General features: G+C 67.7%; 24 protein-coding genes. 14 read left to right on the top strand and 10 right to left on the bottom strand.

What is annotated here, in order from left to right; genetic code table 11:
* Positions 1–66 precede the first annotated feature (66 nt).
* From CH42_RS11450 to CH42_RS17040, 6 genes are all read right to left on the bottom strand, one after another.
* On the bottom strand, positions 67–1,005 hold the full coding sequence (locus CH42_RS11450; RefSeq protein WP_075205378.1) for a GGDEF domain-containing protein: 939 nt from the start codon (positions 1,003–1,005) through the stop codon (positions 67–69).
* A gap of 43 nt (positions 1,006–1,048) precedes the next feature.
* Positions 1,049–1,627 (bottom strand): HhH-GPD-type base excision DNA repair protein, encoded by a 579-nt coding sequence (locus CH42_RS11445; RefSeq protein WP_053353266.1) that lies wholly within the window; start codon positions 1,625–1,627, stop codon positions 1,049–1,051.
* A 71-nt stretch (positions 1,628–1,698) separates the two neighbouring features.
* Positions 1,699–2,199, bottom strand: coding sequence for a globin (locus CH42_RS11440; protein ID WP_082309412.1), 501 nt, complete (start codon positions 2,197–2,199; stop codon positions 1,699–1,701).
* Positions 2,196–3,107 (bottom strand): mechanosensitive ion channel family protein, encoded by a 912-nt coding sequence (locus CH42_RS11435; RefSeq protein WP_053353265.1) that lies wholly within the window; start codon positions 3,105–3,107, stop codon positions 2,196–2,198. The genes CH42_RS11440 and CH42_RS11435 overlap by 4 nt, the downstream gene beginning before the upstream one ends.
* Positions 3,108–5,693 carry an aminopeptidase N gene (pepN, locus tag CH42_RS11430; RefSeq protein WP_053353264.1) on the bottom strand — a complete coding sequence of 862 codons (2,586 nt, stop codon included), beginning with the start codon at positions 5,691–5,693 and terminating at the stop codon, positions 3,108–3,110.
* Between the two features lie 79 nt (positions 5,694–5,772).
* A complete protein-coding gene (locus CH42_RS17040; RefSeq protein WP_275575615.1) occupies positions 5,773–5,904 on the bottom strand; it encodes a hypothetical protein in 132 nt (43 codons plus the stop codon).
* Between the two features lie 179 nt (positions 5,905–6,083).
* Between CH42_RS17040 and CH42_RS11425 the strand changes: the two genes are divergently transcribed.
* From CH42_RS11425 to CH42_RS11370, 12 genes are all read left to right on the top strand, one after another.
* Complete coding sequence (locus tag CH42_RS11425; protein WP_053353263.1) at positions 6,084–7,052, top strand: aldo/keto reductase; 969 nt, start codon at positions 6,084–6,086, stop codon at positions 7,050–7,052.
* Positions 7,053–7,057: 5 nt separating this feature from the next.
* Positions 7,058–7,681, top strand: coding sequence for a DsbA family protein (locus CH42_RS11420; RefSeq protein ID WP_053353262.1), 624 nt, complete (start codon positions 7,058–7,060; stop codon positions 7,679–7,681).
* Between the two features lie 57 nt (positions 7,682–7,738).
* Positions 7,739–8,230: a ribose-5-phosphate isomerase gene (locus CH42_RS11415; RefSeq protein WP_053353606.1), complete on the top strand. Its 492-nt coding sequence runs from the start codon at positions 7,739–7,741 to the stop codon at positions 8,228–8,230.
* Positions 8,230–9,234: an Fpg/Nei family DNA glycosylase gene (locus CH42_RS11410; protein ID WP_053353261.1), complete on the top strand. Its 1,005-nt coding sequence runs from the start codon at positions 8,230–8,232 to the stop codon at positions 9,232–9,234. Before CH42_RS11415 ends, CH42_RS11410 begins: the two co-directional genes overlap by 1 nt.
* A gap of 196 nt (positions 9,235–9,430) precedes the next feature.
* Positions 9,431–10,030: a dihydrofolate reductase family protein gene (locus tag CH42_RS11405; protein ID WP_053353260.1), complete on the top strand. Its 600-nt coding sequence runs from the start codon at positions 9,431–9,433 to the stop codon at positions 10,028–10,030.
* A gap of 121 nt (positions 10,031–10,151) precedes the next feature.
* Positions 10,152–10,496, top strand: coding sequence for a 50S ribosomal protein L19 (gene rplS, locus CH42_RS11400; protein WP_053353259.1), 345 nt, complete (start codon positions 10,152–10,154; stop codon positions 10,494–10,496).
* A gap of 152 nt (positions 10,497–10,648) precedes the next feature.
* Entirely contained in the window at positions 10,649–11,368 is a 720-nt protein-coding gene (gene lepB, locus CH42_RS11395; protein WP_053353258.1) for a signal peptidase I, read from the top strand.
* Between the two features lie 3 nt (positions 11,369–11,371).
* On the top strand, positions 11,372–12,076 hold the full coding sequence (locus CH42_RS11390) for a ribonuclease HII (protein WP_053353257.1): 705 nt from the start codon (positions 11,372–11,374) through the stop codon (positions 12,074–12,076).
* 9 nt (positions 12,077–12,085) lie between these two features.
* Positions 12,086–12,925 (top strand): glutamate racemase, encoded by an 840-nt coding sequence (gene murI, locus CH42_RS11385; RefSeq protein WP_053353256.1) that lies wholly within the window; start codon positions 12,086–12,088, stop codon positions 12,923–12,925.
* 57 nt (positions 12,926–12,982) lie between these two features.
* Complete coding sequence (rph, locus tag CH42_RS11380) at positions 12,983–13,723, top strand: ribonuclease PH (RefSeq protein ID WP_053353255.1); 741 nt, start codon at positions 12,983–12,985, stop codon at positions 13,721–13,723.
* A 1-nt stretch (position 13,724) separates the two neighbouring features.
* Positions 13,725–14,324: an RdgB/HAM1 family non-canonical purine NTP pyrophosphatase gene (rdgB, locus tag CH42_RS11375; protein ID WP_053353254.1), complete on the top strand. Its 600-nt coding sequence runs from the start codon at positions 13,725–13,727 to the stop codon at positions 14,322–14,324.
* Between the two features lie 161 nt (positions 14,325–14,485).
* Entirely contained in the window at positions 14,486–17,488 is a 3,003-nt protein-coding gene (locus CH42_RS11370) for an aminotransferase (RefSeq protein ID WP_053353253.1), read from the top strand.
* A gap of 31 nt (positions 17,489–17,519) precedes the next feature.
* Here the strand turns inward: CH42_RS11370 and mgtE are convergent, their stop codons facing one another.
* Positions 17,520–18,878, bottom strand: a complete 1,359-nt coding sequence (gene mgtE / locus CH42_RS11365; protein ID WP_053353252.1) for a magnesium transporter — start codon at positions 18,876–18,878, stop codon at positions 17,520–17,522.
* 365 nt (positions 18,879–19,243) lie between these two features.
* Between mgtE and CH42_RS11360 the strand changes: the two genes are divergently transcribed.
* On the top strand, positions 19,244–20,194 hold the full coding sequence (locus tag CH42_RS11360) for an endonuclease/exonuclease/phosphatase family protein (protein ID WP_053353251.1): 951 nt from the start codon (positions 19,244–19,246) through the stop codon (positions 20,192–20,194).
* A 150-nt stretch (positions 20,195–20,344) separates the two neighbouring features.
* On the top strand, positions 20,345–22,063 hold the full coding sequence (locus CH42_RS16060) for a ParB/Srx family N-terminal domain-containing protein (protein ID WP_075205351.1): 1,719 nt from the start codon (positions 20,345–20,347) through the stop codon (positions 22,061–22,063).
* Positions 22,064–22,135: 72 nt separating this feature from the next.
* Here the strand turns inward: CH42_RS16060 and CH42_RS11350 are convergent, their stop codons facing one another.
* From CH42_RS11350 to CH42_RS11340, 3 genes are read right to left on the bottom strand one after another with little or no spacing between them, the layout of a single operon-like run.
* Positions 22,136–22,981 carry a siderophore-interacting protein gene (locus tag CH42_RS11350; protein WP_053353250.1) on the bottom strand — a complete coding sequence of 282 codons (846 nt, stop codon included), beginning with the start codon at positions 22,979–22,981 and terminating at the stop codon, positions 22,136–22,138.
* Positions 22,978–23,838 carry an ABC transporter ATP-binding protein gene (locus CH42_RS11345; protein ID WP_053353249.1) on the bottom strand — a complete coding sequence of 287 codons (861 nt, stop codon included), beginning with the start codon at positions 23,836–23,838 and terminating at the stop codon, positions 22,978–22,980. The genes CH42_RS11350 and CH42_RS11345 overlap by 4 nt, the downstream gene beginning before the upstream one ends.
* Before the next feature lie 10 nt (positions 23,839–23,848).
* A complete protein-coding gene (locus CH42_RS11340; RefSeq protein WP_053353605.1) occupies positions 23,849–24,826 on the bottom strand; it encodes a FecCD family ABC transporter permease in 978 nt (325 codons plus the stop codon).
* Between the last annotated feature and the right edge of the window lie 19 nt (positions 24,827–24,845).

The raw sequence follows: 24,845 nt of genomic DNA, 5'->3' as shown, positions 1-24,845 counted from the left end.
ATCAGGGGTGCCATCGACGCACCGGGCACTGTCGTGACTGACGCTCGTGGCCTCGCGCGATTGAGGTCAGATATCTACCGCGTGCTTCCGTGCGTACATCTCCGCGTCCGCGGTCGAGATCGCCTCCAAGACCGTTGCGACGCCCGGCACCGCAGGGGCGCACCCGAGCGATGCGGATACTCCCGCCGCGTTCAGCGCGTCGTTGAAACGTTGGAAGTGCGCGGGCAGCTGATGCGTCGTGACGCCGTTCGCCAGAATCGCGAATTCATCGCCACCGATGCGGGCGACGCGGTGCGCGGGCGAAGCGGCAGCCTGCAACGCTTCGGCCGCTCGAGCGATCAGTCGGTCGCCGGCGGCATGGCCGTCGCGGTCGTTCACGGCTTTGAGTCCGTTCAGATCGATGATCGCAATCGAGACAGGATCGCCGAAGGCATCGACGCGCTCCTGAGCGTCGGCGACGACCCGATCCCAACCCCGACGATTCAGCACCCCGGTGAGCGCATCGGAGTGGGCGAGAGCGTCGGCGATGGCGATACTGCGACGCTCGCGGTCGATGTTGCGCGAGAGCTCGAGCTGTGTGGAGAGCAGCTCGCTGAGGAGTCGCACCAGCTCTTCATCAACCGTCTCTTCGATGCGCAGCGGTTCAGGCCGCACCCCGCAGAGCACACCGAACAGGTCGCCGTTGTCATCACGGATCGTGTACCCAGCGTACGCGCCCACATCGGCAGCTGCGGTGAGGTCGGCGTAATCGGGATCGGCACGGGAATCGCGAACCACGTGTGCGGCGCCGTTCGACATGCGACTGCAGAACGATTCGCTCCAGTCGACACGGTCACCCACCGACAGCACTTGGTCATGCTGCACGTGCACGTGGATCTGCTCACCGTTCGCGACGCGTGAGACCGACCAGTCGGTGAGTGGCGTGTGCTCGCGTAGGTAGGCGACGACGCGTTCGGCCGATTGCGTGAATGTCGTTGCGCCATTGAGCGCGTGTGCATCGGGCATCAGCACGTCGGCTCCGTCGTTCGACGCCGCACTGATTCGCGCGTCATGCAGTGCGCCCCTGCTTCGCGGCGGCTTTCGCCGCGCGCTTCGTCTCACGCACTTCGAGCAGCGTTTCTGGCGAGGTGATGTCGGCGACGCTGCGTCGTGACCCCTCCTCGCCATACGCGCCGGCGGCTTCACGCCACCCCGCGCCTGAGAAGCCGAGCTGCTTGCCAATCAGGGCGAGGAAGATCTTGGCTTTCTGCTCGCCGAAACCGGGGAGGGCCTTGAGGCGCTTCAGTACGGTCTTGCCGTCAGGATCGCCCTCGGTCCAGATCGCCGCCGCGTCACCGCCCCAATCGTTGACCAGTGTCTGACAGAGCGTCTGCACGCGCGTCGCCATCGAGCCGGGGAACCGGTGCACCGCGGGAGTTTGCTTGAACGCCTCGAGAAAGACGTCGGGGTCGGTCGCCGCGATAGTGCGGGCATCGACGTCGCCCACGCGCTGCTGAATCTTGAGCGGGCCGACGAACGCGACCTCCATGGCGATCTGCTGATCGAGCAGCATGCCGATGAGGAGTGCGAGTGGATTGTTCGTCAGCAGCTCATCGGCTGCAGGATCGTCGGTGAGATGCAGGCTCATAATTGCAGTCTAGTAAGCCAGATGCCCGGATTTCGACTGACGCGATGCGAAACATTGCGGCCGTAAACAGCTCATTCGAAGCGGTTCACCATCGCGGTCGCGGCGCGTTCCACGTAGTCGCGGAATGCAGCGTCATGCATCGGCGGCAGTGCGGCCTCGTCGAGCGCCGCGTGCATGTGACGCAGCCAGCGCTCGCGCGCATCCGGAGTGACCGCGAACGGCTGATGCCGCATGCGCAGTCGCGGGTGTCCGCGCTGCTCGGAATAGGTCGTCGGCCCGCCCCAGTACTGTTCGAGAAAGGCGCGCAGGCGCCAAGTAGCACCTTCCCAGTCGTCATCGGGATACATCGGGGCGAGTACCTCGTCGGTGCGCACCCCGCGGTAGAACGCCTCGGCGATGATCTCGAACGTGGGAGTGCCGCCGACCTGAGCCCACACGGTGTCGGTTACCGCGTCTCCATGCTCGCCCGACCGCAGCGTGAGTTTCGCGGGTGCAGTGGGTGCGGCGGCCTGCTGCGGATTCGGCGCGGAGTGAGTGCCGGAGCCGCCGGGGGTCAATGGAATGCTGGTCATGCTGCGCCTCCGGGCGGCTTCGGTAGCTCGTCTGCCAGGGTGATGTCGTGCTCGCGGAACTTGCGGCGCAGTTCGGCTCGGATGCCGCGCTGCACCTCCCACTGCGCTTCGGGCCGCGTACGCACAGTGAGTCGCAGCGTCGCGCGGTCGCCATAGATGCTTTCGAGGCCGAGCAGTTCGGGCGAACCGGTAACCTTGCGGGCGTAGCGCTCGGAACGCAGCAGCTCTTTCGCCGCATCGAGGGTGACCTCGGTGACGTGCGCAAGATCCTGTCGGGCGTCAACGGTCACGTCGATGACGGCCTGGCCCCACCCTTGCGAGGCGTTGCCCAGGGTGAGGATTTCGCCGTTGCGAATGAACCAGAGCGTGCCATCGATCGCGCGCACCTGTGTCACGCGGATGCCGACGTCTTCGACCGTGCCGCTCACCGTGCCGATCGTGACGACGTCGCCGACGCCGAGTTGATCCTCGAACACCATGAAGACGCCGTTCAAGATATCTTTCACGATGTTCTGGGCCCCGAAGGCGAGGCCGGCGGCGACGATGCCCGCAGAGGTGAGCAGCGCGCCCAGATCGACGTTGAGCTGACTGAGGATCAGGATCAGTGCGATCACCACGATCGCCCAGGTGATCACTGCGCGGCCGACGGTGCCGAGGGTGCGCGTGCGCTGCACGGCGCGTGCGCTCACGTAGGGCGCCGCGCGCATCTCAGATGTCGTGTCGACGTCTTGCGCTTTCTTGACTCCGCGCACCACATGCGTGACCGTGCGCATCAGGAGCTTGCGCAGCAGCCAGTTCAGGAGCACCGCCACGATCACGATGAGCGCGATCGTGAGCGGCACCTGATACGTGGTCAGGAAGTCGTGGAACGCACTCCCGACTGCCTCCTCGACACCGTCGCCCTCCATTTAGGCCTCCTGGTCGGCCGCCTGCACGCGCAGCGCGCGCTCGACTCCCGAAAGGTGCTCAGAAACCATGCGGCGCAGGGCCGCCGGTGCATCGCCGTTCGCTTCGAGCCACGCACGAGTCGCCTGGGCGAGCGCCTCGCTCGCGAGCTCCGCCGGGTAGAAGCCCTCGACGAGCTCTTCAGCGATCGCGTAGCTGCGCGACTCCCAGATCGGCAGCAGCGCGGCAAAGAAGCGCTCGACGTACGGTTCGAGCACGGCGAGGTCGTGCGCATGGGTGAACCCGGCAGCGGTGGCGCGTACGATCGCGTTCGGTTTGTCGGCATCGTCGAACACCGAACTCCAGGCGCGTGCCTTGTCATCGGCCGACGGCAGAGCCGCGCGCGCGTGCGCTGCCGACTGGTTGCCGTTCGCCGTGCGATCCTCCGCGAGTCGCGCATCGATCTGCGCGTCGGTGGCGCGGCCGCCCGCGGCGAGCGAATAGAGCAGTTCCCACCCGAGGTCGGTGTCGATCGCCAGCCCGTCGAGCGAACGGTCGCCGTCGAGCAGAGCCTGCACGATATCGAGCTGTGCGGCGCTCGTGGCAGCCTGCGCGAACGACTTCACGAACTGGAACTGTCGGTCGGAACCCGCCTCGGCGTTCGCCGCGAGCTCCCACAGCGCATCCGCGACCTTCGCCCCGGTCGCCTCGCGTCGATCGCGCGCCACATAGCTCGCCGCCGAGAGCAGCAGCTGGCCGAGCAGGGTGCGCAGCGTGGTCGATGCCGTCTCGCGGCCGATGTGCGCGAGCACGATGTCGATGAACCGACTCGCCGGGAACTCACCGTCTCGCGTCGCATCCCAAAGCGTGCCCCAGAGCAGCGCGCGTGCGAGCGAATCCTCGGCGCTGCCGAGGTGCGCCGCAGCCGTTTCGAGTGAGCGCTCGTCGAGGCGGATCTTCGCGTAGGTCAGATCGTCGTCGTTCAGTAGCAGTAGCGCAGGCTGCGCCACTCCGACCAGTTCGGCGACGTCGGTGTGATCGCCATCCACATCGAGTTCGATGCGCTGCGTACGGCGCAGCACGTCGCCCTCGACCTCGTAGAGTCCGACGGCGATGCGATGCGGACGGATCGTGGGGTACTCGGCGATCGCCGACTGCGCGATGGCGAAGCTCGCGTAGCGGCCGTCGGCATCGAGCTCGAACTCCGGGCGCAGCGTGTTGACGCCTGCGGTCTCGAGCCACAGTTTCGACCAGCCGGTGAGGTCGCGGCCGCTGCGGGCTTCGAGCTCCGTGAGCAGGTCGGGCAGCTCGGTGTTCGAGTGGTGGTGCTTCACGAAGTAGTCGTGCACGCCCTGCATGAAGGGCTCGCGACCCACCCAGGCGACGAGCTGTTTGAGCACCGACGCGCCCTTCGCGTACGTGATGCCGTCGAAGTTGACGAGCACGTCTTCGAGGTCGCGGATCGGGGCGACGATCGGGTGCGTGGAGGGCAGCTGATCCTGCCGGTACGCCCACGACTTCTCCGAAGCGACGAACGTCGTCCAGCAGTCGGTCCATTCGGTGGCCTCGGCGACACCCAGCGTCGACATGTACTCGGCGAACGACTCGTTGAGCCACAGGTCGTTCCACCACCGCATCGTCACCAGGTCGCCGAACCACATGTGCGCGAGTTCGTGCAGGATCGTGACCACGCGACGCTCGCGCATCGCGTCGGTCACCTGGCTGCGGAAGACGTACGCCTCGGTGAAGGTCACCGCGCCGACGTTCTCCATCGCACCCATGTTGTACTCGGGCACGAACAGCTGGTCGTACTTGTCGAACGGGTAGGCGTAGTCGAACTGCTCTTCGAAGAACTCGAAACCCTCGCGGGTCTTGTCGAAGATGTAGTCGGCATCGAGGTGCGGTGCGAGCGACTCGCGGCAGAAGACACCGAGCGGAATGGTGCGACCGTCTCGGCTCGTGAGCTCGGAACGCACGACGTGGTAGGGGCCGGCGATGAGCGCCGTGATGTAGCTCGACATCACGGGCGTCGGCTCGAATGACCAGGTCGCGATGGCCTGCTCGGCCCAATCCTCGCCCTGCGCAGCGGCCTTGACACCGGCATCGGCGGGCTCGGGGGTCGGCTGGTTGCTGACCACGTGCCAGCGTGCGGGCGCGGTGATGGTGAATGCGAACGTTGCCTTCAGATCGGGCTGTTCGAAGACCGGGAACATGCGGCGCGAGTCGGGCACCTCAAACTGCGAGTAGAGGTAGACCTCGCCATCGGCGGGATCGACGAAGCGGTGCAGCCCCTCACCCGTATTGGTGTAGCGCTGCGTCGAGGCGATCCTGAGCACGTTCTCGGCGGCGAGACCGGGCAACTGGATGCGCGAATCGGCGAAGACCTCGGCCGGGTCGAGCGCGGCACCGTTCAACTCGACGCTCTCTACCGAGTCGGCGATGAGGTCGATGAACGTGGACGCCCCGGCGGTGCCGCTGAAGTGAATCGTGGTGACGGCGGCGAAATTCTGCGCGCCGGTCGTGAGGTCGAGGGCGACCTCGTAGCGATCCGTCGAGACGACTGCGGCGCGCTCCTGCGCCTCCGCACGGGTGAGGTTCGTTCCTGGCACTGAAGCTCCTGACGATCGGGAATACGTAATGCGCCCAGCCTAGGCCCGGCGCCTATCATCCCGCTCGGAACGACGCGGCTCAGGCGATCGTGAACACGATGTCACCGCGATCGCGCACGGCCCAATCGATGAGCCGGCGCATCGCCACCGCTGTCTTTCCGCGGGTGCGGCGAGTGGTCTGCATTGGCGAGGCATCTGATGTGGCGTGCATGGATCTTCCTTCGTTCGGTCGTCACCGGGCTCGTGCAACGCCCGGTGGTCACTCGTAATACGGAGGCACGAGCGGATCGTGACGCGCGTTTGAAGAAATTCATGCGGCCGCCGGAGAAGTCGGCGCCGACACCCGTGTGCGCCCGCGCAGCCGTTCGCCGCTCCTCTACAGTGGAAGCCATGCAACGCCAGCTCGGTGCCTCTGACCTGTTCGTCTCGACCGTCGGCCTCGGCTGCAACAACTTCGGGCGTCCCGGTGCCGCAACTGAGACGCAATCCGGCACTGACGCGGTGATCGGCTCCGCGATCGACGCAGGCATCAGCCTTTTCGATACCGCAGATCTCTACGGGTACGCCTTCGGGCGCAGCGAGGAGATGATGGGGCGTGCGCTTGGCTCCAGGCGCGATGAGATCGTGCTCGCCACGAAGTTTGGGCACCCCGACGCCGACGCCCCCTATGCCGGTGCTCGCGGCTCGCGGGAGTTCATTCGTGCGTCGATTGAAGGATCGCTGCGCCGCCTGCGGACCGACCGCATCGATCTCTACCAACTGCATGTGCCTGACCCGTCGACGCCCATTTCGGTCACTATCGCGGCACTCGACGAGCTGGTGCGGGAGGGCAAGATTCGCGCGTTCGGGCACTCCAACTTCAGCGCTGACGAGATGCGTCTCGCCGCTGAAGCCGCGACTGAACTCGGCACGGGCGCGTTCGTTTCGGCGCAAAACGAGCTGAGCCTCGTGCAGCGTGACGCCGACCGAGACGTCGTGCCGGCGGCCCGCGATCTCGGCCTCGGGTTTCTCCCGTTCTTCCCGCTCGCCAACGGCTTGCTGACCGGCAAATTCACTCGCACGCGATTTCCCGCCGACAGTCGCATCATGCGGCAACGCCCCCACGTCGCCGAACAGGCCGACTGGGACGCGCTCGATGCCTATCGGGCGCACTGCGCCGAATGGGGCGTCACGATGCTGGAAGCAACGCTCGGCTGGCTGCTCGATCATGCGCCCGTCACGAGCGTCATCGCCGGGGCCACGACGCCTGAGCAGGTGCGACAGAACGCCCGGGCAGGGGAGCGGTGGCGCCCCGATCACGCCCAGCGCGAACGCATCGAACAACTCTTCCCGGTTCCCGTCGGCCCGCGAGTAGGCTGAGCCGCATGAGCACCGAAATCGCATCGCCGTCAGCGCAGCCGTCTGTCGAATTCTGGTTCGACCCGATTTGCCCGTGGTGCTGGATGACGAGCCGATGGGTCTCGAGTGTCGCCGAGCAGCGCGGCTTCGACGTCGTCTGGCATCCGGTGAGCCTGAAGGTGATTAACGAGGGCAATGAGCCCGGGCCGTACGATGAGGCCATGCGTCACGGCCATCGTTTGGGCCGCGTCGCCGTCGCCGTCGGTCGCGAGCACGGAGCCGAGATGGTCGGCAAGCTCTACACGGAGTTCGGTACAGCGATTCACCCCGGCGGCCGCGATGACTTCGACGCCCTCCTGACCGATGCGCTTGCGGCACTCGGCCTGGATGCGGCGTTCGCTGCAGCCGCCGACGATGAGCAGTACGACGACGAGGTGCGCGGCAACACGGCGCACGCACTCGAGATCGCCGGGCCCGACGTTGGGGTCCCCGTGATCTCGGTCAATGGCGTGGCCTTCTTCGGTCCCGTCGTCACGCCGGCTCCGCAGGGCGAGCAGGCGCTCACGCTCTGGGACGGCATTGTTGCGGCGGCAAGTGTGCCGGGATTCTACGAGCTGAAGCGCGGTCGTACTCAGGGGCCGCAGTTCTGACTCGTGTCACCGGTGCGCGGGGCCGTTGAGCTTCCGCGCACCGGTAGCATTGACCCCATGCGTATTCACGTCGCCACGGACCACGCCGGGCTCGAGTTCAGCCAGCAGTTGCAGCACCACTTGAGTGGGCTGGGGCACGAAGTCATCGATCACGGGCCTGCCGAGTACGACGCGCTCGACGACTACCCGTCGTTCTGCATCAACGCCGCCGTGGGAGTCGCTCGCGACGAGCGAGCAGGTGTCGAAGCGCTGGGTGTCGTCTTCGGCGGGTCGGGCAACGGTGAGCAGATGGCAGCGAACAAGGTCGAGGGCATTCGCGCCGCGCTCGTGTGGAACGAATCGACGGCGACGCTCGCGCGCGAGCACAACAACGCCAACGTGATCTCGATCGGCGCGCGCCAGCACGAGGTCGCCGACGCGATTCGATTCATCGAGCTGTTCATCTCGACGCCGTTCCCCGGAGACGAGCGCCACGTGCGACGCATCGGGCAGCTCGGCGAGTACGAGCGCACGGGTGAGATCGTCGGCAAGCAGGTCGACAGCCTCTAATGCCCGAGGGCCACTCCGTACACCGCATCGCTCGGCAGTTCGCCGTCAACTTCGTTGGCACCGCGCCTGAGGTGACGAGCCCCCAAGGGCGCTTCGCTCAGGGCGCCGCGTTGTTGAGCGGCCGTGAAATGACCGATGCGCGCGCCGTCGGCAAGCAGATGTTCCTCGAATTTGCGGGCGGGCACTGGCTGCGCGTGCATCTCGGCATCTACGGCGCCTGGGACTTCGCCGGAGACGTGCGGGTCGACGCGTCGATTCAGATTCACGGCCAGACCCCTGGGCACTCCAAGCTGGGTCAGACCGGCGAGTACTCGCGGCCCGATCAGGCCCGGCCTCTCGACCGTGATGCCGAGGACTCAGTGACCTCTATCGGGGCGCCGCGCCGCAGTCGGGTGCGCATGGCCGAGTCGGATCGCGCATCCGATGCCTCCGCAGAGTTTCCGCCCGAGCCGGTCGGTCAGGTGCGTGTGCGTCTGCTGAACGATCGGGTGTGCGCCGACCTGCGCGGCCCCACCGCGTGCGAGGTGCTCACTCCTGCCGAGGTCGACGCGGTCGTATTGAAGCTCGGACCCGACCCGGCGAATGCGAACACCCCTGAGGAGCGGGAGCGTTTCGTCGCGCGAGCACTGCGCAAGAAGACGCCCATCGGTCTGGTGCTCATGGATCAGTCGGTGATCGCGGGAATCGGCAACGTGTACCGGGCCGAGATGCTGTTCCGTGCAGAGCTGAACCCGCACACGCCTGCGAACGCGATCGACCGTACGGTGCTCGAAGCGCTGTGGGATGACTGGGCGCACCTGCTGCAGATCGGCATCACGGTGGGGCAGATGATCACCATCGATGGGCTGACCGGTGAGGCGTATCAGCGAGCGCTCGAGGAGCGCGACGAGCGGCACTCGGTGTACAAGCTGGAGGGCACGCCCTGCAAGCGATGCGGCACGAACATCGTGCTCGAGGAATTCGGCGCCCGCAAACTCTATTGGTGCCCGGGCTGCCAGTCCTGACGCAGTCAGGTGAACGGCCATTTCTGGCCGTTCATGCAGCCCCGGATGCCGTCTCGGCATCCGTGCAGCGCGTTGCGTGATGCGCGCGCGTGGCTGCCAGTCCTGACGCAGTCGAATGAATATCTATCAATGTCGGTGGCCTGAGTCACACTGGAAGCGCCCTGAACACCCCGCATTCCCGTGAAACGAGCCGCGCATGACCCGCACGATCTTCTACACCGCGACCACCCTCGACGGGTTTCTTGCTGATCCCGATGACTCGCTTGATTGGCTCCTGCGCCAAGACCTGGAGGAGGGCGGCCCGGGCGACTACTCGACGTTCCTCGGCGGCGTCGGCGCGATCGTCATGGGTTCGACGACCTACGAGTGGGTGTTGGCACACGAGAACGGCGAGTGGGGGTACGACCTGCCCGCATTCGTGTTCACGACGCGCGAACTTCCGCTGCCGACCCGCACGAGTCATGGCGGCGCGCCCGACGTGCGGTTTCGCCGCGGCAGCATCGCCGATGCGCTCGAAGAGTTGCACGCGGCGGCGGGGGAGCGCGACCTCTGGGTGGTCGGCGGCGGAGACCTGGCCGGGCAGTTCGCCGACCTCGGCGCACTGGATGAGGTGCTCACCTCCATCGCCCCGGTGACCCTGGGGGCGGGCCGGCCGCTGCTGCCCAGGCGGCTCGACCTCGAACTGCTCGAGGTCTCGCGAAACGCGGGGTTTGTCGTCGCGCGGCACCGGGTGGTGGGCCGACTGCGTGAGGATGTGCAGGCAGACGGTGCGTCGGGCCCCCGAAGTGTGGCATAATTGATCCTTGTGCCACGGTGCGGCACTGCCGCGAGGGTCCGCACGAACCGTGAGCCGAACACCTCAGTACTTTTTCGATATCCGCGTTCCGACTTGCGGCGGGCGCAGAGAGTAGACAACCATGCAGAAGCTCGACCACGTCGATGCCGCGTCGCTCAAGAGCGACATCCCCGAGTTCCGTGCCGGTGACACCGTCAAGGTGCACGTGAACATCATCGAGGGCAACCGCTCGCGTGTCCAGGTGTTCCAGGGCATCGTGATCTCCCGCCACGGCGAGGGCGTTCGCGAGACCTTCACCGTTCGCAAGATCAGCTTCCAGGTCGGCGTGGAGCGCAAGTTCCCCGTGCACTCGCCCGCGATCGACAAGATCGAGGTCGTTACCCGCGGTGACGTGCGTCGCGCCAAGCTCTACTACCTGCGCGGCCTCACCGGCAAGAAGGCGAAGATCAAGGAGAAGCGCTTCTAATCGAACGCTTCACTCACGGCATGTCCACGGCATGCCGACACGCTCTCAGGCTCCCCCCGGCAATAGGGTGGGAGCCTGAAGTGTCTCACCGGTAGGCGAGACCTGAGTATCCGCACCACCGCAGCACCACACCCATCGACAGGGGCACCCACATGAGTGAAGCCGAGGCATCGACCTCAACGCGTCGAACCCGGCGGGGAGGCGTCGTCGGTTTTCTCCGTGACCTGCTCGTCATTCTGGTCGTGGCATTCCTGGTGTCATTCCTGCTGAAGACCTTCCTCGTGCGCAGCTTCTTCATTCCGTCGGAGTCGATGGAGAATACGCTGCAGATCGACGATCGCATCCTGGTGAACCAGCTCGTTCCCGACCTCGTGCCCGTGCAGCGCGGCGATATCGTGGTCTTCAAAGATCCTGGCGGGTGGCTCTACCCGCGCAGCACGGAGCCTCCGCAGGGCTTCGAACGCGTGCTGCAGTCGGTCGGCCTCGCAGCCGACACCAGCAACGAGTACGTGGTGAAGCGCGTCATCGGCATCGGTGGCGACCACGTCGAATGCTGCGACGCCCAGGGCCGCGTGATGGTCAACGGTGTGCCGATCGATGAGCCCTACATCGTGAAGCCCGAAGGTGAAGACCGAGCATCGGCGATCGACTTCGACGTCACCGTGCCCGAGGGCTCGCTCTGGGTCATGGGTGACAATCGCTATCAGAGCAAGGACTCGCGCTACAACCAAGACCAGCCGGGCAAGGGCTTCGTGCCCGATGATGAGGTCGTCGGCCGCGCATTCGTGCTGAACTGGCCGCTCAACCACTTCACCTGGCTCGGTACTCCCGAAGGTACCTTCACCGGCGTCGACGCGGCGAAGGCGAAGTAGCCGTTGGCGGGCGACGCTGCCGCGACTCGATCGAAAGATCCGACGCTCGATGTCGAGCACGCATACTTCTCCGAGGGCGCCGAGATCGTCATCGGTATCGATGAGGTCGGTCGAGGCGCGATCGCCGGCCCGGTCGCCGTGGGCGTGCATGCGGTCACGGCGGGCACCGATGGCTTTCCTGACGGGCTGCGTGACTCCAAACTGCTCAGCGAGAAGCGGCGCGACGCTCTGGAACCGCTCGTACGCGAGTGGGGCAGTGGGGCGGTCGGGTTCGCCAGCGCCGAAGAGATTGATGCCCAGGGCATCACCGCAATGCTGGGCCATGCGGCGCGGCGCGCGCTACTCGAACTGCGCTCGACGGGTGTGCCGGTCGAACGAGCGGTGATCCTGCTCGACGGATCGCACGACTGGCTGTCGGGCGTGCTGCGCGCCCCGCTCGATGTGCGCACCCGAGTAGGCGCCGATCGCGATTGCGCGAGTGTCGCTGCAGCTTCGGTGCGAGCAAAAGTGGCGCGCGACGCCCTGATGCGCGACGCGGATGAGGCGCACCCGGAGTACGCTTGGGCGTCGAACAAGGGGTACGGCGCGAAAGCGCACTACGCGGGTATCGCGAGTGCGGGTCTGACCGAGTTGCATCGGCACACCTGGATCAAACTCGCCGCGCTCGGAGATTCGGCCCCCGCACCGGCTTCGACGCCCCTCGGGTAGTCTGGTCGAGTGAGTTCGCAAGCTTCTGACGCGTTCGCGCCCATCGGGGTGTTCGACTCCGGAGTCGGCGGGTTGACGGTCGCCCGTGCAATCCGAGACCAGCTGCCCAGCGAGTCCATGATCTATGTCGGCGACACGGCACGCACCCCCTACGGGCCCCGGCCGATCGCCGAGGTGCGACGCTTCGCGCTCGAAATTCTCGACGGGCTGGTCGATCAGGGCGTCAAGATGCTCGTGATCGCCTGCAACACCGCGTCGGCTGCCGTGCTGCGTGACGCCCGTGAACGATACGACGTTCCCGTGGTCGAGGTCATCGGCCCGACCGTGCGCAGCGCGGCATCGATCACCCGCAATCAACGCGTCGGGCTCATCGGCACACAGGGCACGATTCAATCGCGCGCCTACGATGACCTCTTCGCCATGCGGCCCGAGATCGCCCTCACCTCTGCCGCGTGCCCGCAGTTCGTCGAACTCGTCGAATCGGGGGAGACGAGCGGTGCTCGAGTGCACGAAGTCGCTGAGCAATACCTGGCGCCGCTCGTCGCCGAGGGCATCGACACCCTCGTGCTCGGCTGCACCCACTACCCGTTCCTGCGCGGTGCGATTCGCCAGGTCGTCGGCCCCGATGTGGCCCTTGTATCGAGCGACATCGAGACTGCGAACGAGGTCTTCCAGGTGCTCACCGATCGCGGGCTGCTGCGCCCAACCGGGTCGGGTGAGCCCGAGCTGCGCTACGAGGCGACCGGGCCCGATACCGCTGCATTCGTCGAGCTCGCGAGGCGCATGCTCGGGATCGGCATCGATGCCGTCGACCGACTCGAAACCGGCGCGATTCGCCTGCCGCGCTAGGCAGCCGCGCCAGACTGTACCCACGTATCCGATCCGCCTGAACCCCGGGAGCCCCAGATGACTGAGACCCTTCGCGCCGATGGGCGCACCCCGCAGCAGACCCGCCCCGTGACCATCGAGCGGGGGTGGAGCGCGCAGGCTGAGGGCAGCGCGCTGATCTCATTCGGCAACACGAAAGTGCTCTGCACGGCGTCGTTCACTCCTGGGGTGCCGCGTTGGCTCGCGGGCAAGGGCACCGGCTGGGTGACCGCCGAGTACTCGATGCTGCCCCGTTCGACGAACGAGCGCATGCAGCGCGAGTCGATCAAGGGCAAGGTTGGCGGCCGCACCCACGAGATCTCGCGCCTCATCGGGCGCAGCCTGCGCGCCGTCATCGACACGAAGGCGCTTGGCGAGAACACGATCGTCATCGACTGCGACGTGCTGCAGGCCGATGGCGGCACCCGTACGGCGTCGATCACGGGAGCGTATGTCGCTCTCGTCGACGCGCTCGAGTGGGCGCGCGAGCGCGGCTTCATCGCGAAGAAGGCGAAGCCGCTCACCGACAGCGTCGCCGCAATTTCGGTCGGTATCGTCGACGGGGTACCGCTGTCAGACCTCGCCTACGTCGAGGATTCGCGCGCGGAGACCGACATGAACGTGGTGGTGACCGGCTCCGGCGACTTCGTCGAGGTGCAGGGCACCGCCGAGGGCGCACCGTTCAAGCGAGACGAGCTCGATGCGCTGCTCGATCTCGCGCTCGTCAGCACGACCGAACTCTCCGAGCTGCAGCGCGCGGCGCTGGCGGAAGGACGCTGAGATGACGACCGTCGTGCTCGCCTCGCACAACGCGCACAAGCTCGAGGAGCTGCGGCGCATTCTCGGCCCGCTGATCCCGGGTATCGAGCTCATCGGTTACGACGGGCCCGAACCGGTCGAGAACGGCCTCAGCTTCGAGGAGAATGCGTTCATTAAGGCGCGCGCTGCCGCCGAACACACCGGGCTCCCGGCCATTGCCGACGATTCGGGCATCGCGGTCGACGTGCTGGGCGGCTGCCCGGGCATCTTCTCGGCGCGCTGGGGCGGCCCGGCACGCAACGATCGTGCGAACGTCGACCTGCTGCTCTGGCAGCTGACGGACGTCGCAGATGAGCATCGCGCCGGCGGATTCGTGTGCGCTGCAGCGCTTGCCCTGCCCGGCGCTTCGCGCGACGGCGATGTGTGCGAGCTCGGCGTCTGGAAGGGGACGGTGCTGCGCGAACCCGCGGGGGAGCACGGCTTCGGATACGACCCGATCTTCCAGCCGGAGGGCGAGACGCGATCCGCTGCAGAACTGACGAGCACGGAGAAAGACGCGCACTCGCACCGCACCCGTGCATTCACGGCGCTGGCCCCGGCCATCCAGGCACTCGCCGGGTAGCGGAGGCCCGCGCCCGCGACACCCACGATCTTCGACGTCGGCTTGTGCGGCCCCATGGCCCGAGCCCGAGTGCCCCGCACCGCACGCGCATCCGCGCCGCACCGCGATGGAGCACCCAACACACGAGTGACATCATCGACATCAGAGATGGAGACCACGCGATGACTGAATCATCACCGGGTGGATTGGTGCGACCCGCTGTGACCGAGGCCGACGCCGTAACGATTGCCCGCGACTGCTACGGGATCGAGGTGACCGCCTCAGAACTCGGCAGCAACCAAGATCGCAATTTCGCGTTGACCGCCGCCGACGGCACCCGCAGCGTGCTGCGCATCGACAACCCGATCTTCGCCGACGACGCGCGTGACGCGCAGCACGCGGCGATCGATGCCTATCGCGCTGCGGGCGTGCAGGCGGCGCCGGTACTGCCGGGGCTGAACGGCGAGTTGACGCAGCGCTGGGGTGGCTTCGCCGTGCGGCGCAGCGAGTTCGCCGCAGGCGAGCCGATGGTCGACCTCGGCTACTTTGCGCCCGTCGTGCTCGAGGAATTCGGGGCGCTGGCGGCCGCCTCGGCGAATGCGCTCGCCGACTTGCGCCACCCCGGGCTCGATCGCGAGCACATGTGGGACATGCGCGTGGCGTTCGCCGAGACCTCGAAGCTGGTCGACGCGATCACCGACGAAGACCTGCACGAGCGCGTAGTGCTCGCCGCGACCGCGGCTGACGAAGCGCTCGCTCCGCTCGTCGATGCGCTGCCGGTGCAGGCGATCCACGGCGACCTCACCGACGACAACGTGACGGGTGTGCGCGGCGATGACTCGCGCGTGCACCCGTCGACCGTGCTCGACCTCGGCGACCTCTCGTATGGCTGGCGCGTCGCCGAGCTCTCGGTCACCGCGAGCTCGCTGCTGCACCACGAGCCCGAGCGGCCGCTGCGGTTGCTCGACACGATCGCCGCGTTCCATCGCGACGCACCGCTCTCGGCCGCCGAGGCGCGCGCCGTGTGGCCGCTCGTCGTGCTGCGGGCCGCACTGCTCGTCGCGAGCGGGTGGCGGCAGCTGCAGATCGACGGCGACAACGACTACGCCCGCGACCGCATCGCCGGCGAGCAGGCCATCTTCGACGCGGCAACCTCGGTGCCGCTCGCCGAGGCGACGGAGCAGGTGCTGGCGCGTCTTGGGTTCCAGGGCGTCGCGCAGGGGAGCGGGTTGCAGCTCGTGGCGCTGCCCCAGGCGGTCGCGAGCGCTCCGCTGCGGGCGCTCTTGCCTGGACTCGACGGTGACGTCGAGATCGTGGATCCGGGCGTCGAATCCGAAGCACTCGCGTCTGGCGCGTGGCTCGAGCCCGACGCCGAGGCGAGCCTGGTGACGGCAACACTGCGCGCCGGAAACGCTGCGGCCGTGCTCCCGTACGGGGTGTATCGTCTAACGCGTGCAGCGATCGACGCGACTGAGGCCGCGGCGACCTGGCCGATCGCGACCGAGGTCTGGGTCGCCGGCGGCGACGCCCTCGACGTGACCGCCCCGGTCTCAGGGACGGTTGCGGTCGCCACCGAGCAAGGCCTGCTGCTCGAGCTCGACGGCGGGTGGTTCCTCGCGATCGATGGTGTCGCTGCGTCGCTCGAAGCGGGCGATGCGGTCGCAGCCGGTGGCCCGCTCGGGCGCCTCGCCGCCTCCGGAGACGCCCGCGCCCTCGCAGTGACCCTGTGTCGCAGCGAGGCGCTCGACGGCGCCGAACCGCCCATCTTCGCGGTGGCTGAACCCGAACCCGGTCGCGCCCCGCTCGTGGCTCCGGAGAGGGTACCCGCATGGAGCCGTTTCACGCATGACGCGGCACTGGTACTGGGCTTGCCGCGCCTCGCCCAGCGGGATGAGTCCGGTGACGAGCTGCACCGCCGCGAACAGATCTTCGCGAGCGCGCAGGAGCGCTACTACGATCGGCCGATGCAGATCGAGCGCGGCTGGCGCCACCACCTCGTCGATACGACGGGCCGCACGTACATCGATATCGTGAACAACGTCACCGGGCTCGGCCACGGCCACCCGGGCGTCGCCGACGCGGTGAACCGGCAAATCCGCGTGCTCAACACCAACTCGCGGTTCCTGTACCGCGAGCTCGCCGAGTACAGCGAGCGGCTGCTCGCACTGGTGCCGCCGGAGAGCGAACTCGACACGGTGCTCCTCGTCAACAGCGGCTCCGAGGCCGTCGATCTCGCCCTCCGACTCGCGCAGGCGGCGACCGGCCGCAAGACCGTGGTCGCGCTGCGCGAGGCGTATCATGGCTGGACCATGGCGTCGGATGCCGTGACGACGAGTGCCTACGACAACCCGTTTGCGCTCGAGAACCGCCCCGACTGGGTACACGTCGCCGACGTACCCAACCGCTTTCGCGGCACCTATCGGGGCGACGACACCGGCGCCGCGTACGCCGCAGATCTCGGTCGAGATCTCGACGAGCTGTCGGCCGACGGTCGCGACGTCGCCGCGTTCATCTGCGAGTCGGTGCTCGGCAACGCGGGTGGTGTGCTGCTGCCCGACGGGTATCTCGTCGATGCCTATGCACGGGTGCGTGCCGCCGGCGGCCTGTGCATCGCCGACGAGGTGCAGGTCGGTTTCGGTCGTATGGGATCGAGCTTTTGGGGCTTCGAGCAGTCGGGGGCGGTGCCCGACATCATCACGATTGCGAAGCCGATGGGCAACGGCTTTCCGATCGGCGGCGTCATCACGTCGAAGCGCGTCGCAGACGCGTTGGCGAGCCAGGGTCAATTCTTCTCGTCGGCCGGCGGCAACCCGCTGAGCTGCCGCGTCGGCATCGCGGTGCTCGACGCGATGGCCGAGGAGGGGCTGCAAGAGAACGCGCGCGTGGTCGGCAAGCGCCTGGCGAACGGATTCCGCGGGCTGGCCGAGCAGCACGACATCATCGGCCCAGTGCACGGCGAGGGATTGTATCTCGGGGTCGAGCTGGTGCGGGATCGCGAGACGCTCGAACCGGCGAAGGCCGAGGCGGCGGCGATCTGCGAGCGGCTCAAAGAGCTGGGCGTCGTTGTGCTGACGACCTCGGAGCGGTCGAACGTGCTGAAAGTGAAGCCGCCGCTCTGCCTCACCGCGGAGAGCGCCGACTTCGTGGTGTCGGCGCTCGACCGCGTGCTCACCGAGGGCTGGTAACCCTGCCGCCCGTGGCGGTGCTGCGGCTGGTTTAGAGCCGCAGCACCGCCGAGGCGATGCCGAAGTAAACGAGCAGACCCGTGGCGTCGACGAACGTCGAGATAAACGGGTTCGAGAACACTGCAGGGTCGACCCGCACGGCGCGCGCGAGCAGGGGCATGCAGCCGCCGACCACGGCCGCGACCGTGCAGACGGCGAGCAGCGTGAGTCCGATCACGGCCCCGATGGGCAGCGAGTAGAGCGTCCCGGCGATCCCGAACCCCAGCGCTCCGAGCAGCAGCCCGAGCAGTGCCCCGGTGCGCAGTTCCCGCGCGAGCACGCGGAAGATGTCGCGCGGTCGCACGTCGCCGAGCGCGAGTGCGCGGGTGACGGTGGTCGCTGCCTGGTTGCCGGTGTTGCCGCCCGTGCCGATCAGCAGGGGCACGAACAGGGCGAGTACGGTGACCTGCTCGATCGTCGCCTCGAAGATCTCGAGCACCTGCACCGTGAGCGTCGCGCCCACCGCGAGCACGAGCAGCCAGACCACGCGCGAGCGCACCAGGGTGCGCACCGGGGTCGAGAGGTAGGGGCGGCGCAGCGGCTCGGAGCCGCCCTGACGCGCGGCGTCCTCGCTCTCCACATTCTCGAGGATGCGGATCGCGTCATCGATCGTGAGCATGCCGACGAGGCGCTCCTCGCTGTCGACGATCGGCAGCGCGAGCAGCGAGAGATCGGCGCAGCGTCGCGCGGCCGTCTCATCGGATTCGGTCGCCGCCGCGGTGTGCACGGGCCGCATCATCTCCGAAATGACGGCGTCTGAGTGCGCCGCGAGCAATTCGCGCAGGCTGACCACGCCGACGACAGTGCGCGTGCCGTCGAGCACCGGAATCGTGTAGACGGTCTCGGCGTCATCGATGTGCGCTTGCACGCGCTGGAGGGTCTCTGCGACCGTCAGCGTGGCGCGGGTCGACACGTACTCCGGGGTCATGCGTCGCCCGACGCTGCCCTGCGGATACCCCAGCAGGGATGCGGTGAGCGCGCGATCCTCTGCGGGCAGCCCGCGCAGCAGCTGGGTCGCGAGCACCGACGGTACCTCGTCGAGCAGCCACAACCGGTCGTCGGGGTCGAGCTCGGCGAAGAGCCGACTGACTTCGGCATCTTGCAGCCCGTCGAGCAGATCGCCCTGGAGTGAGGGCGGCAGCGCTTCGAACACCTCGATCGCGCGGGGCTTCGCCAGCAGGCGGAACAGCACCGCGCGCTGGCGCAGGTCGAGGCGCTCGAACAGCGGCACGAGCTCCGCGACTGAGACCGACGTGAGGTCGTGCGTCAGCGCGGGCAGGTCGGTGCCGTCGAGATGCGTGATGATCTCGGCGAAGCGGTCATCGATGGTGGGGATCGGCTGAGTGGTCATGAGAACTCCTTCGCTCGGGCGCAGAAACGCGCCACGGCGCCCGAGAAGTGTCGGGCGGCTGGATGGGAGCCGGGCAGACGCGGAGCCTCGCAGCGAACGGCGGAGACGTGCTCGGGGGAGTACGTGCCGTTAGCGAGCGTGCGAGAACCGGAGCGCGGAGCCCGGCTGCTGACTATTACTGTCACTGGACATCGGGCTCACCTCGCTTGGGTTGTGGGTCGTGCTGACCACGGGAACCCTAACAGCAGGGCAGCCGATCGGCAAACCCGGTGTGGGTCAGGCATTCCGCGTCTGCCCAGGAACTGCCTGTGCCGCGTTGGTAGCATCGGGAGCTTCGCGCCGAGATCCGGGCGGAGGGAGCAGCCATGAACGAAAACGCACGTCGGCGACGGCCGGGCATCATTCTGGCTGCGTTCGCAGGCATACTCGGCGTGCTCGTCGCCGTACCGCACCTCCTGCCGGATGCGCTCGGCCTGGCGATTGCGGTCGAAGCCGTACTGCCCTGGTTCGGGATTGCCATTGCGCTCGTGCTGATCGCCGCACTCGTGCGCCGCCGCTCCCTTGCTGTCATCGTGGCCGTCGCCGCAGCGATCGCGTGGTGCGTCGTCTTCGTGCCGCGCGTGCTGCCGCTCAGCGTCTCCACAGACGCCGCCGCGAGCGTCGCAGCGGGGGGTCGAACGCTCAGCGTGATCAGCCAGAATCTGCACGGTGCCGTTGGCGACCCGGCGGGCACGGCGCAGGCAGCGCTCGATGCGGCTCCCGATCTCATCGCCTTTCAGGAGCTCGACGGTGGTTCGCGCGATGCGGTCGACGCGGTGCTCGCCGAGCGGTATCCCTATCTCTCGCGAGCGGGGTCCGTGTCGCTGTGGAGCGCATACCCGATTACCGCCGATGAACCGCTTGATCTCGGGCTCGGTTGGAATCGTGCGTTGCGCGCAACGGTCGCGGCTCCGGGCGGAGACGTCGAGGTGTACGTCGTGCACGCCGCGTCGGCGCGCATCGGAGAGCACGGGCCGCGGGATCGCATGCTCGCCGAACTCGCCGACACAGTGCGGGCAGACGGGAGCGCCCGCATCCTCGCCGTCGGCGACTTCAATGCCGGCACCGACGATCGCGCGTTCGCGCCGATCGCCGCTCTGCTGACCGAGCCGCGGCAGACGAACGGTGGCTTCGGGTTCTCCTGGCCCGAGGAGTTTCCAGTGACCCGCCTCGACCACGTACTCACGCGCGGCCTGACCGCGACCGCGTCATCGACCGAGCGCCTCGGTGCGAGCGACCACCTGGGGGTGTGCGCGGAGTTCGTGCTGAGCGACTAGCCAGACTCGGAGCGGCCGCGCGGGTGAACGATTCCGTTCACCCCGGGGTTGCAGGGGGGACACTTCTGGTTCATCCACGCTCGGAATGATGGTCGAGGTTGCGGCTGGAAACGGTCGCGCCGATCCGACATTCGATCAGGAAAGGCCTCCGTGCTCCCCACCCCGAATTCTGCCGTTCCGCGTGCGCGCCGCCGGTTCGCGGCGCTCAGCGTCGCCACCGCGCTGCTGGCCGCACCGCTCGCCGCGGGCGTCGCCGCACCGGCGTTCGCCGACCCCATCACCGATTCCGGCGCGTCGCAGGCTGCCGAGCCGACTCTCGAGACCGCCGCTGCGGGTGGCTACGCCGATGCCGAAGCGGGCGATCTGCTCGACGTGCGCATCGGTGACGTACACCCGACGCAGCCGTCGATCGGTTACGACGAGATCTACTACAAGCTCGGGCGCTACGACGCGACCATGGGCAAGGATGCCGTGAACAAGCGCTTTGGCGACTGGTGCGAGGCCAACGGACAGTTGGATGCCGTCGCCGCCGAACCGACGGCGACGCTCCGCGATCCCGCGTCGTTCACCTGCGAACTGCCGCTGGGCGGCGAGACCGACAAGAGCCGGGCGGCGATGAAGACCGTCGTCATCGGCCCCGAAGGGGTGCCGTACCTCACCGACGGGCACCACACCCTCACGTCGCTTACGGAAACGCCCGACGGCGGGCTCGACCTGCACGTGCGTCTGCGCGTGGTCGCGAACCTCTCCGACCAGGCGCCCGAGCAGTTCTGGCAGACGATGATCGCGAACAAGTGGACGTGGCTCGAGCAGGTCGACGGCTCGGCCATCACCCCCGATCAGCTTCCGGCCGCGGTGGGCATAAAGAACTTCGCAGACGACCCGAACCGCAGCCTGCTGTACTTCGCACGCGACATCGGATTCGCGTCGGGCACCATCCCGTTCCAGGAGTTCTACTGGGGCGCATGGCTGCGCGACAGCAACCCCGACTACCTCGCGAGCTGGAACAGCAGCGATCGCGAGAGCTACCTCGCAACCGTGCGGGCGCTCTCTGAGCAGCAGGTGGCCCTGCCGAAGGATGGCGTCGTCTACAGCGGCTTCACCGCCACGGATCTCGGCGCACTCGCCGAGTGGAATGACGGCAAGAAGGAGAACAAGGGCGAGTGGGACAAGCTTTCGCAGCCGTACGAGGCCGCGAAGCCGGGCAAGCTTGCCTACGCGATGGCGTACAAGGCGACGCTGCCGGAGGCCGAAGAACCCGGCACGGAAGAGCCCGGAACCGAGCAGCCCACCGACCCGGCGACGGTGCTCGGTACTCTCTCGGTGCAGGGCGATCTGGTGCCCGGTGGCACGATCTCGGTGAACGGCACCGGGTTTGCGCCCTCCACGAGCGGATTCTCGCTGGAGCTGCACTCCGACCCGGTCAAACTGGCCGACGTGACGACCGATGCCGACGGCGCATTCACGATGGCCGCGACCCTGCCCGAGTCGCTGAGCGGCGCGCACCGCGTCGTGCTGCTGATCAACGGTGTCGAGGTCGGTGGGGCGGCGGTCGAGATCGCACCGGTCGACGGTGAGCAGGCGAACGGTGCAGTGAACGCCGACGGTACCGACCCGACGACGGGAACAGCGTCGGGCGATGTGACCATCGCAGCTTCCGGCTCTGCTTCCGGCTCGGCCTCCGACGCCGGCTCGAACGCGGGCGCCGGAACGACGGCCGCGCTCGCGCAGACTGGTGCGACGTCGGCGCTGCACGCGCTCGCCATCGGCGGCGCGCTGCTCCTCGTGGGTGCTACCGCGCTCGTGCTGCGTCGACGCGCTGCGTCGACGCGCTGCGCAGCACTGATTCGCCGCGCAGCGCTGAACTGAACTGCAGCGCAGCGCTGACCCGCTAGTTCGGGCGTCCGTGGAATGCAGGCGCCCGAACCAGCGCGTTACGGGTCAGATGGCGAGCGACAGGTCGTCGAGTTCGGTGAGCGAGCCGCCCTCTGCCAGCAGTTTCTCGTAAGCGGCAAGGCGCTGCTCATCGATCTGCGTATTGGTCGTGCCGCGCTTCCAGTAGCCGAACACGGCGACGTCGTCTTTCGCGAGTCCGTGCTCCGAACGGAAGAACGACCGCACGGTGCGCATCTCGTCGCGCTCGCCGGCGCCCCACACCACCATCTCGCCGGGCAGGTCGATCGACGTGAGCTGCTCCGAGAACCCGGCGCCCGGTGCCACCCGTGTGAGTTCCAGCCCTGGTAGCTGGGGGAGTTCGCCGAAGGCCACCGCGTCGTCGGTCGCTACCCAGCCCACTCCACTCAGACCTGGGCGCGCCTGCATCAGGATCGCGTAGAGCGCCGGAATCGCGGTCGCGTCGGCGAAGATCGCGACCGCACGGCCCTCGGTTTCCGGGATGGGGAAGTGTGGACGGGGGCCGCCGAATGAGACGGTGTCGCCGACGCGCAGCGTCTGCAGCCACTGCATCATGGGGCTGCGCGCACCGTGCCGCACGACATCGACCTCGATCGTGTTGGCATGCAGATCGGCAGACCGTACGGTGTAGACGCGGGTTGACGCCTCGAATCGGTCGTCGAGGTAGAAACGAATTGCGACGTTGGGTGCGGTCCAGAGGGGCTCGTCGGAGAGACCCTCGATGTGCAGCACGACGCGGGCGAGTTCCGCCGTGATGTCGTCGATGCTGCGCACGGTCGCGGTGCCGAGCACGAGGCCTCGGTTGTGGTCAGACGACTGCACGGCGGATCGCTCCTGCAGCGGGGTCGAGCTTTCGGGGGTGGGCTGCGTCATGAGCGCTCCTGTTCTGCCGCGACGGGTGCCGCAGCGGTCATGGGTGTGTGGTTCTGAGGCCTCCGGCGGTCGCGCGGGATCACCAGCGGTCGACCGGTCTCCGGGTCATCGATGACGCGCGCGTCGAGCCCGAACACCTCGCGCAGGGTCGGTTCCGTGAGTACCTCATCGGGGGAGCCCGCGGCGGCGATCCGGCCGTCGCGCATCGCGACGATGTGGGTGGCGTACCGCGCCGCGAGGTTGAGGTCGTGGAGTACCGCGACCAGTGTGCGACCGCGTGCGTGCAGCTCGGAACAGAGATCGAGCACGTCGATTTGGTGCGCGATGTCGAGGTAGGTGGTGGGCTCGTCGAGCAGCAGGATCGGGGTTTCTTGCGCGAGTGCCATCGCGATCCACGCGCGTTGGCGCTGCCCGCCGCTGAGCTCTTCGACGAGGCGGTCGGCATCACTGGTCAATCCGACTTCGGCGAGCGCTCCGTCGACGGCGAGTTGATCGTCGGGAGACCACTGGCGCAGCAGCGACTGATACGGATTGCGGCCTCGCGCAACGAGATCGGCCACGGTGATTGCCGCCGGGGTGACCGGAGATTGCGCCAGGGTGCCGATGGTGCGGGCGACCTGCTTCACCCGCATGGCCGACAGATCGGCGTCGTCGAGGGTGACGGCTCCCGAGCTCGGCGTCATCATGCGGGCGAGGGATCGCAGCAGCGTCGATTTGCCGCACCCGTTCGGGCCGATGACGGCCGTGAACCCACCGTCGGGTACGGCGAACGTGAGGTCCGAGATGATTTGCCGGTGACCGTAGTCGACGTCGAGGTGCGCGGCGGCGAGCCGTGGGGTGGGGGGTGCGTGGTGCATGGAGTTCCGTTCAAGCGCGGCGTGCGAGGAGCCACAGGAGGTAGACGCCGCCGAGCACGCTGGTGACGAGCCCGACCGGCGTGCGCAGGCCGATGTCGAGATTCTGGGCGAGGAGGTCGGCGCCGACGAGGAGAGCAGCGCCGACGAGAGCGGAGAGGCCGATGAGGGCTCCGGGAACCGGGGCGAGCCGGCGTGCGATCTGCCCGGATGCGAACGCGATGAATGCGATGGGCCCGGTCGCCGCGGTGCCGACCGCCGCGGCGATGACGGCGACGATCATCGCCAGAAATCGCGTGCGTTCGACGCGTACCCCGAGCCCGTGTGCGCTGTCGTCGCCCATCTCGATGAGTGCGAGATCGCGGCCGAGCCAGAGCAGCAACGGCAGCACGACGGCGAGCGCCGCCGTGGCGGCCCACACGTGCGGCCAGCCGCGACCGATGAGCGAGCCAGACGTCCATACCTGCGCGAGCAGAGCGTCGTCGACGTCGGCGCGGGCGATGAGCAGGGCGGTGATCGCACTCACCACGGCGCCCACGCCGATCCCGACGAGCACGAGCCGGAGGCCGCCAGTGATGCCGTCGCGGCGGGACAGCGCGTACACGATCAGTGCTGTCAGCACACCGCCGAGCACGGCAGCGGCCGCGGTGGCGAGCATTCCGTCGTTGAACACCACGATCTGAAAGACCGCGCCGGTCGCCGCGCCTGAAGTGAACCCGATGATGTCTGGGGAGCCAAGCGGGTTGCGCGAGAGCGACTGGAACGCGGCACCGCTCATTCCGAGCAGCGCGCCGACGAGCGCGGCGGTCAGTGCGCGCGGCAGGCGCCGGTTGAACACCGAGCGTTCGAGTGCTGGTCGGGCGTCTCCGGTCAGCACGGCCGTGATCTCTGTGAGTTCGAGTCGCTGACTCCCCACAATGACTGCGGCGATCACGACGACGACCACGAGGGCGGCGAGGATCGCCACGCTGCGTGCGAGACGCCGCCGCATCACAAACGTGCAGCTGCCG

It is taken from the genome of Leucobacter musarum subsp. musarum (assembly GCF_001273845.1).
GTDB lineage: Bacteria > Actinomycetota > Actinomycetes > Actinomycetales > Microbacteriaceae > Leucobacter > Leucobacter musarum.
The sequence above is the reverse complement of the archived record's forward strand: the minus strand, read 5'-3'. Positions and strand labels throughout refer to the sequence as shown.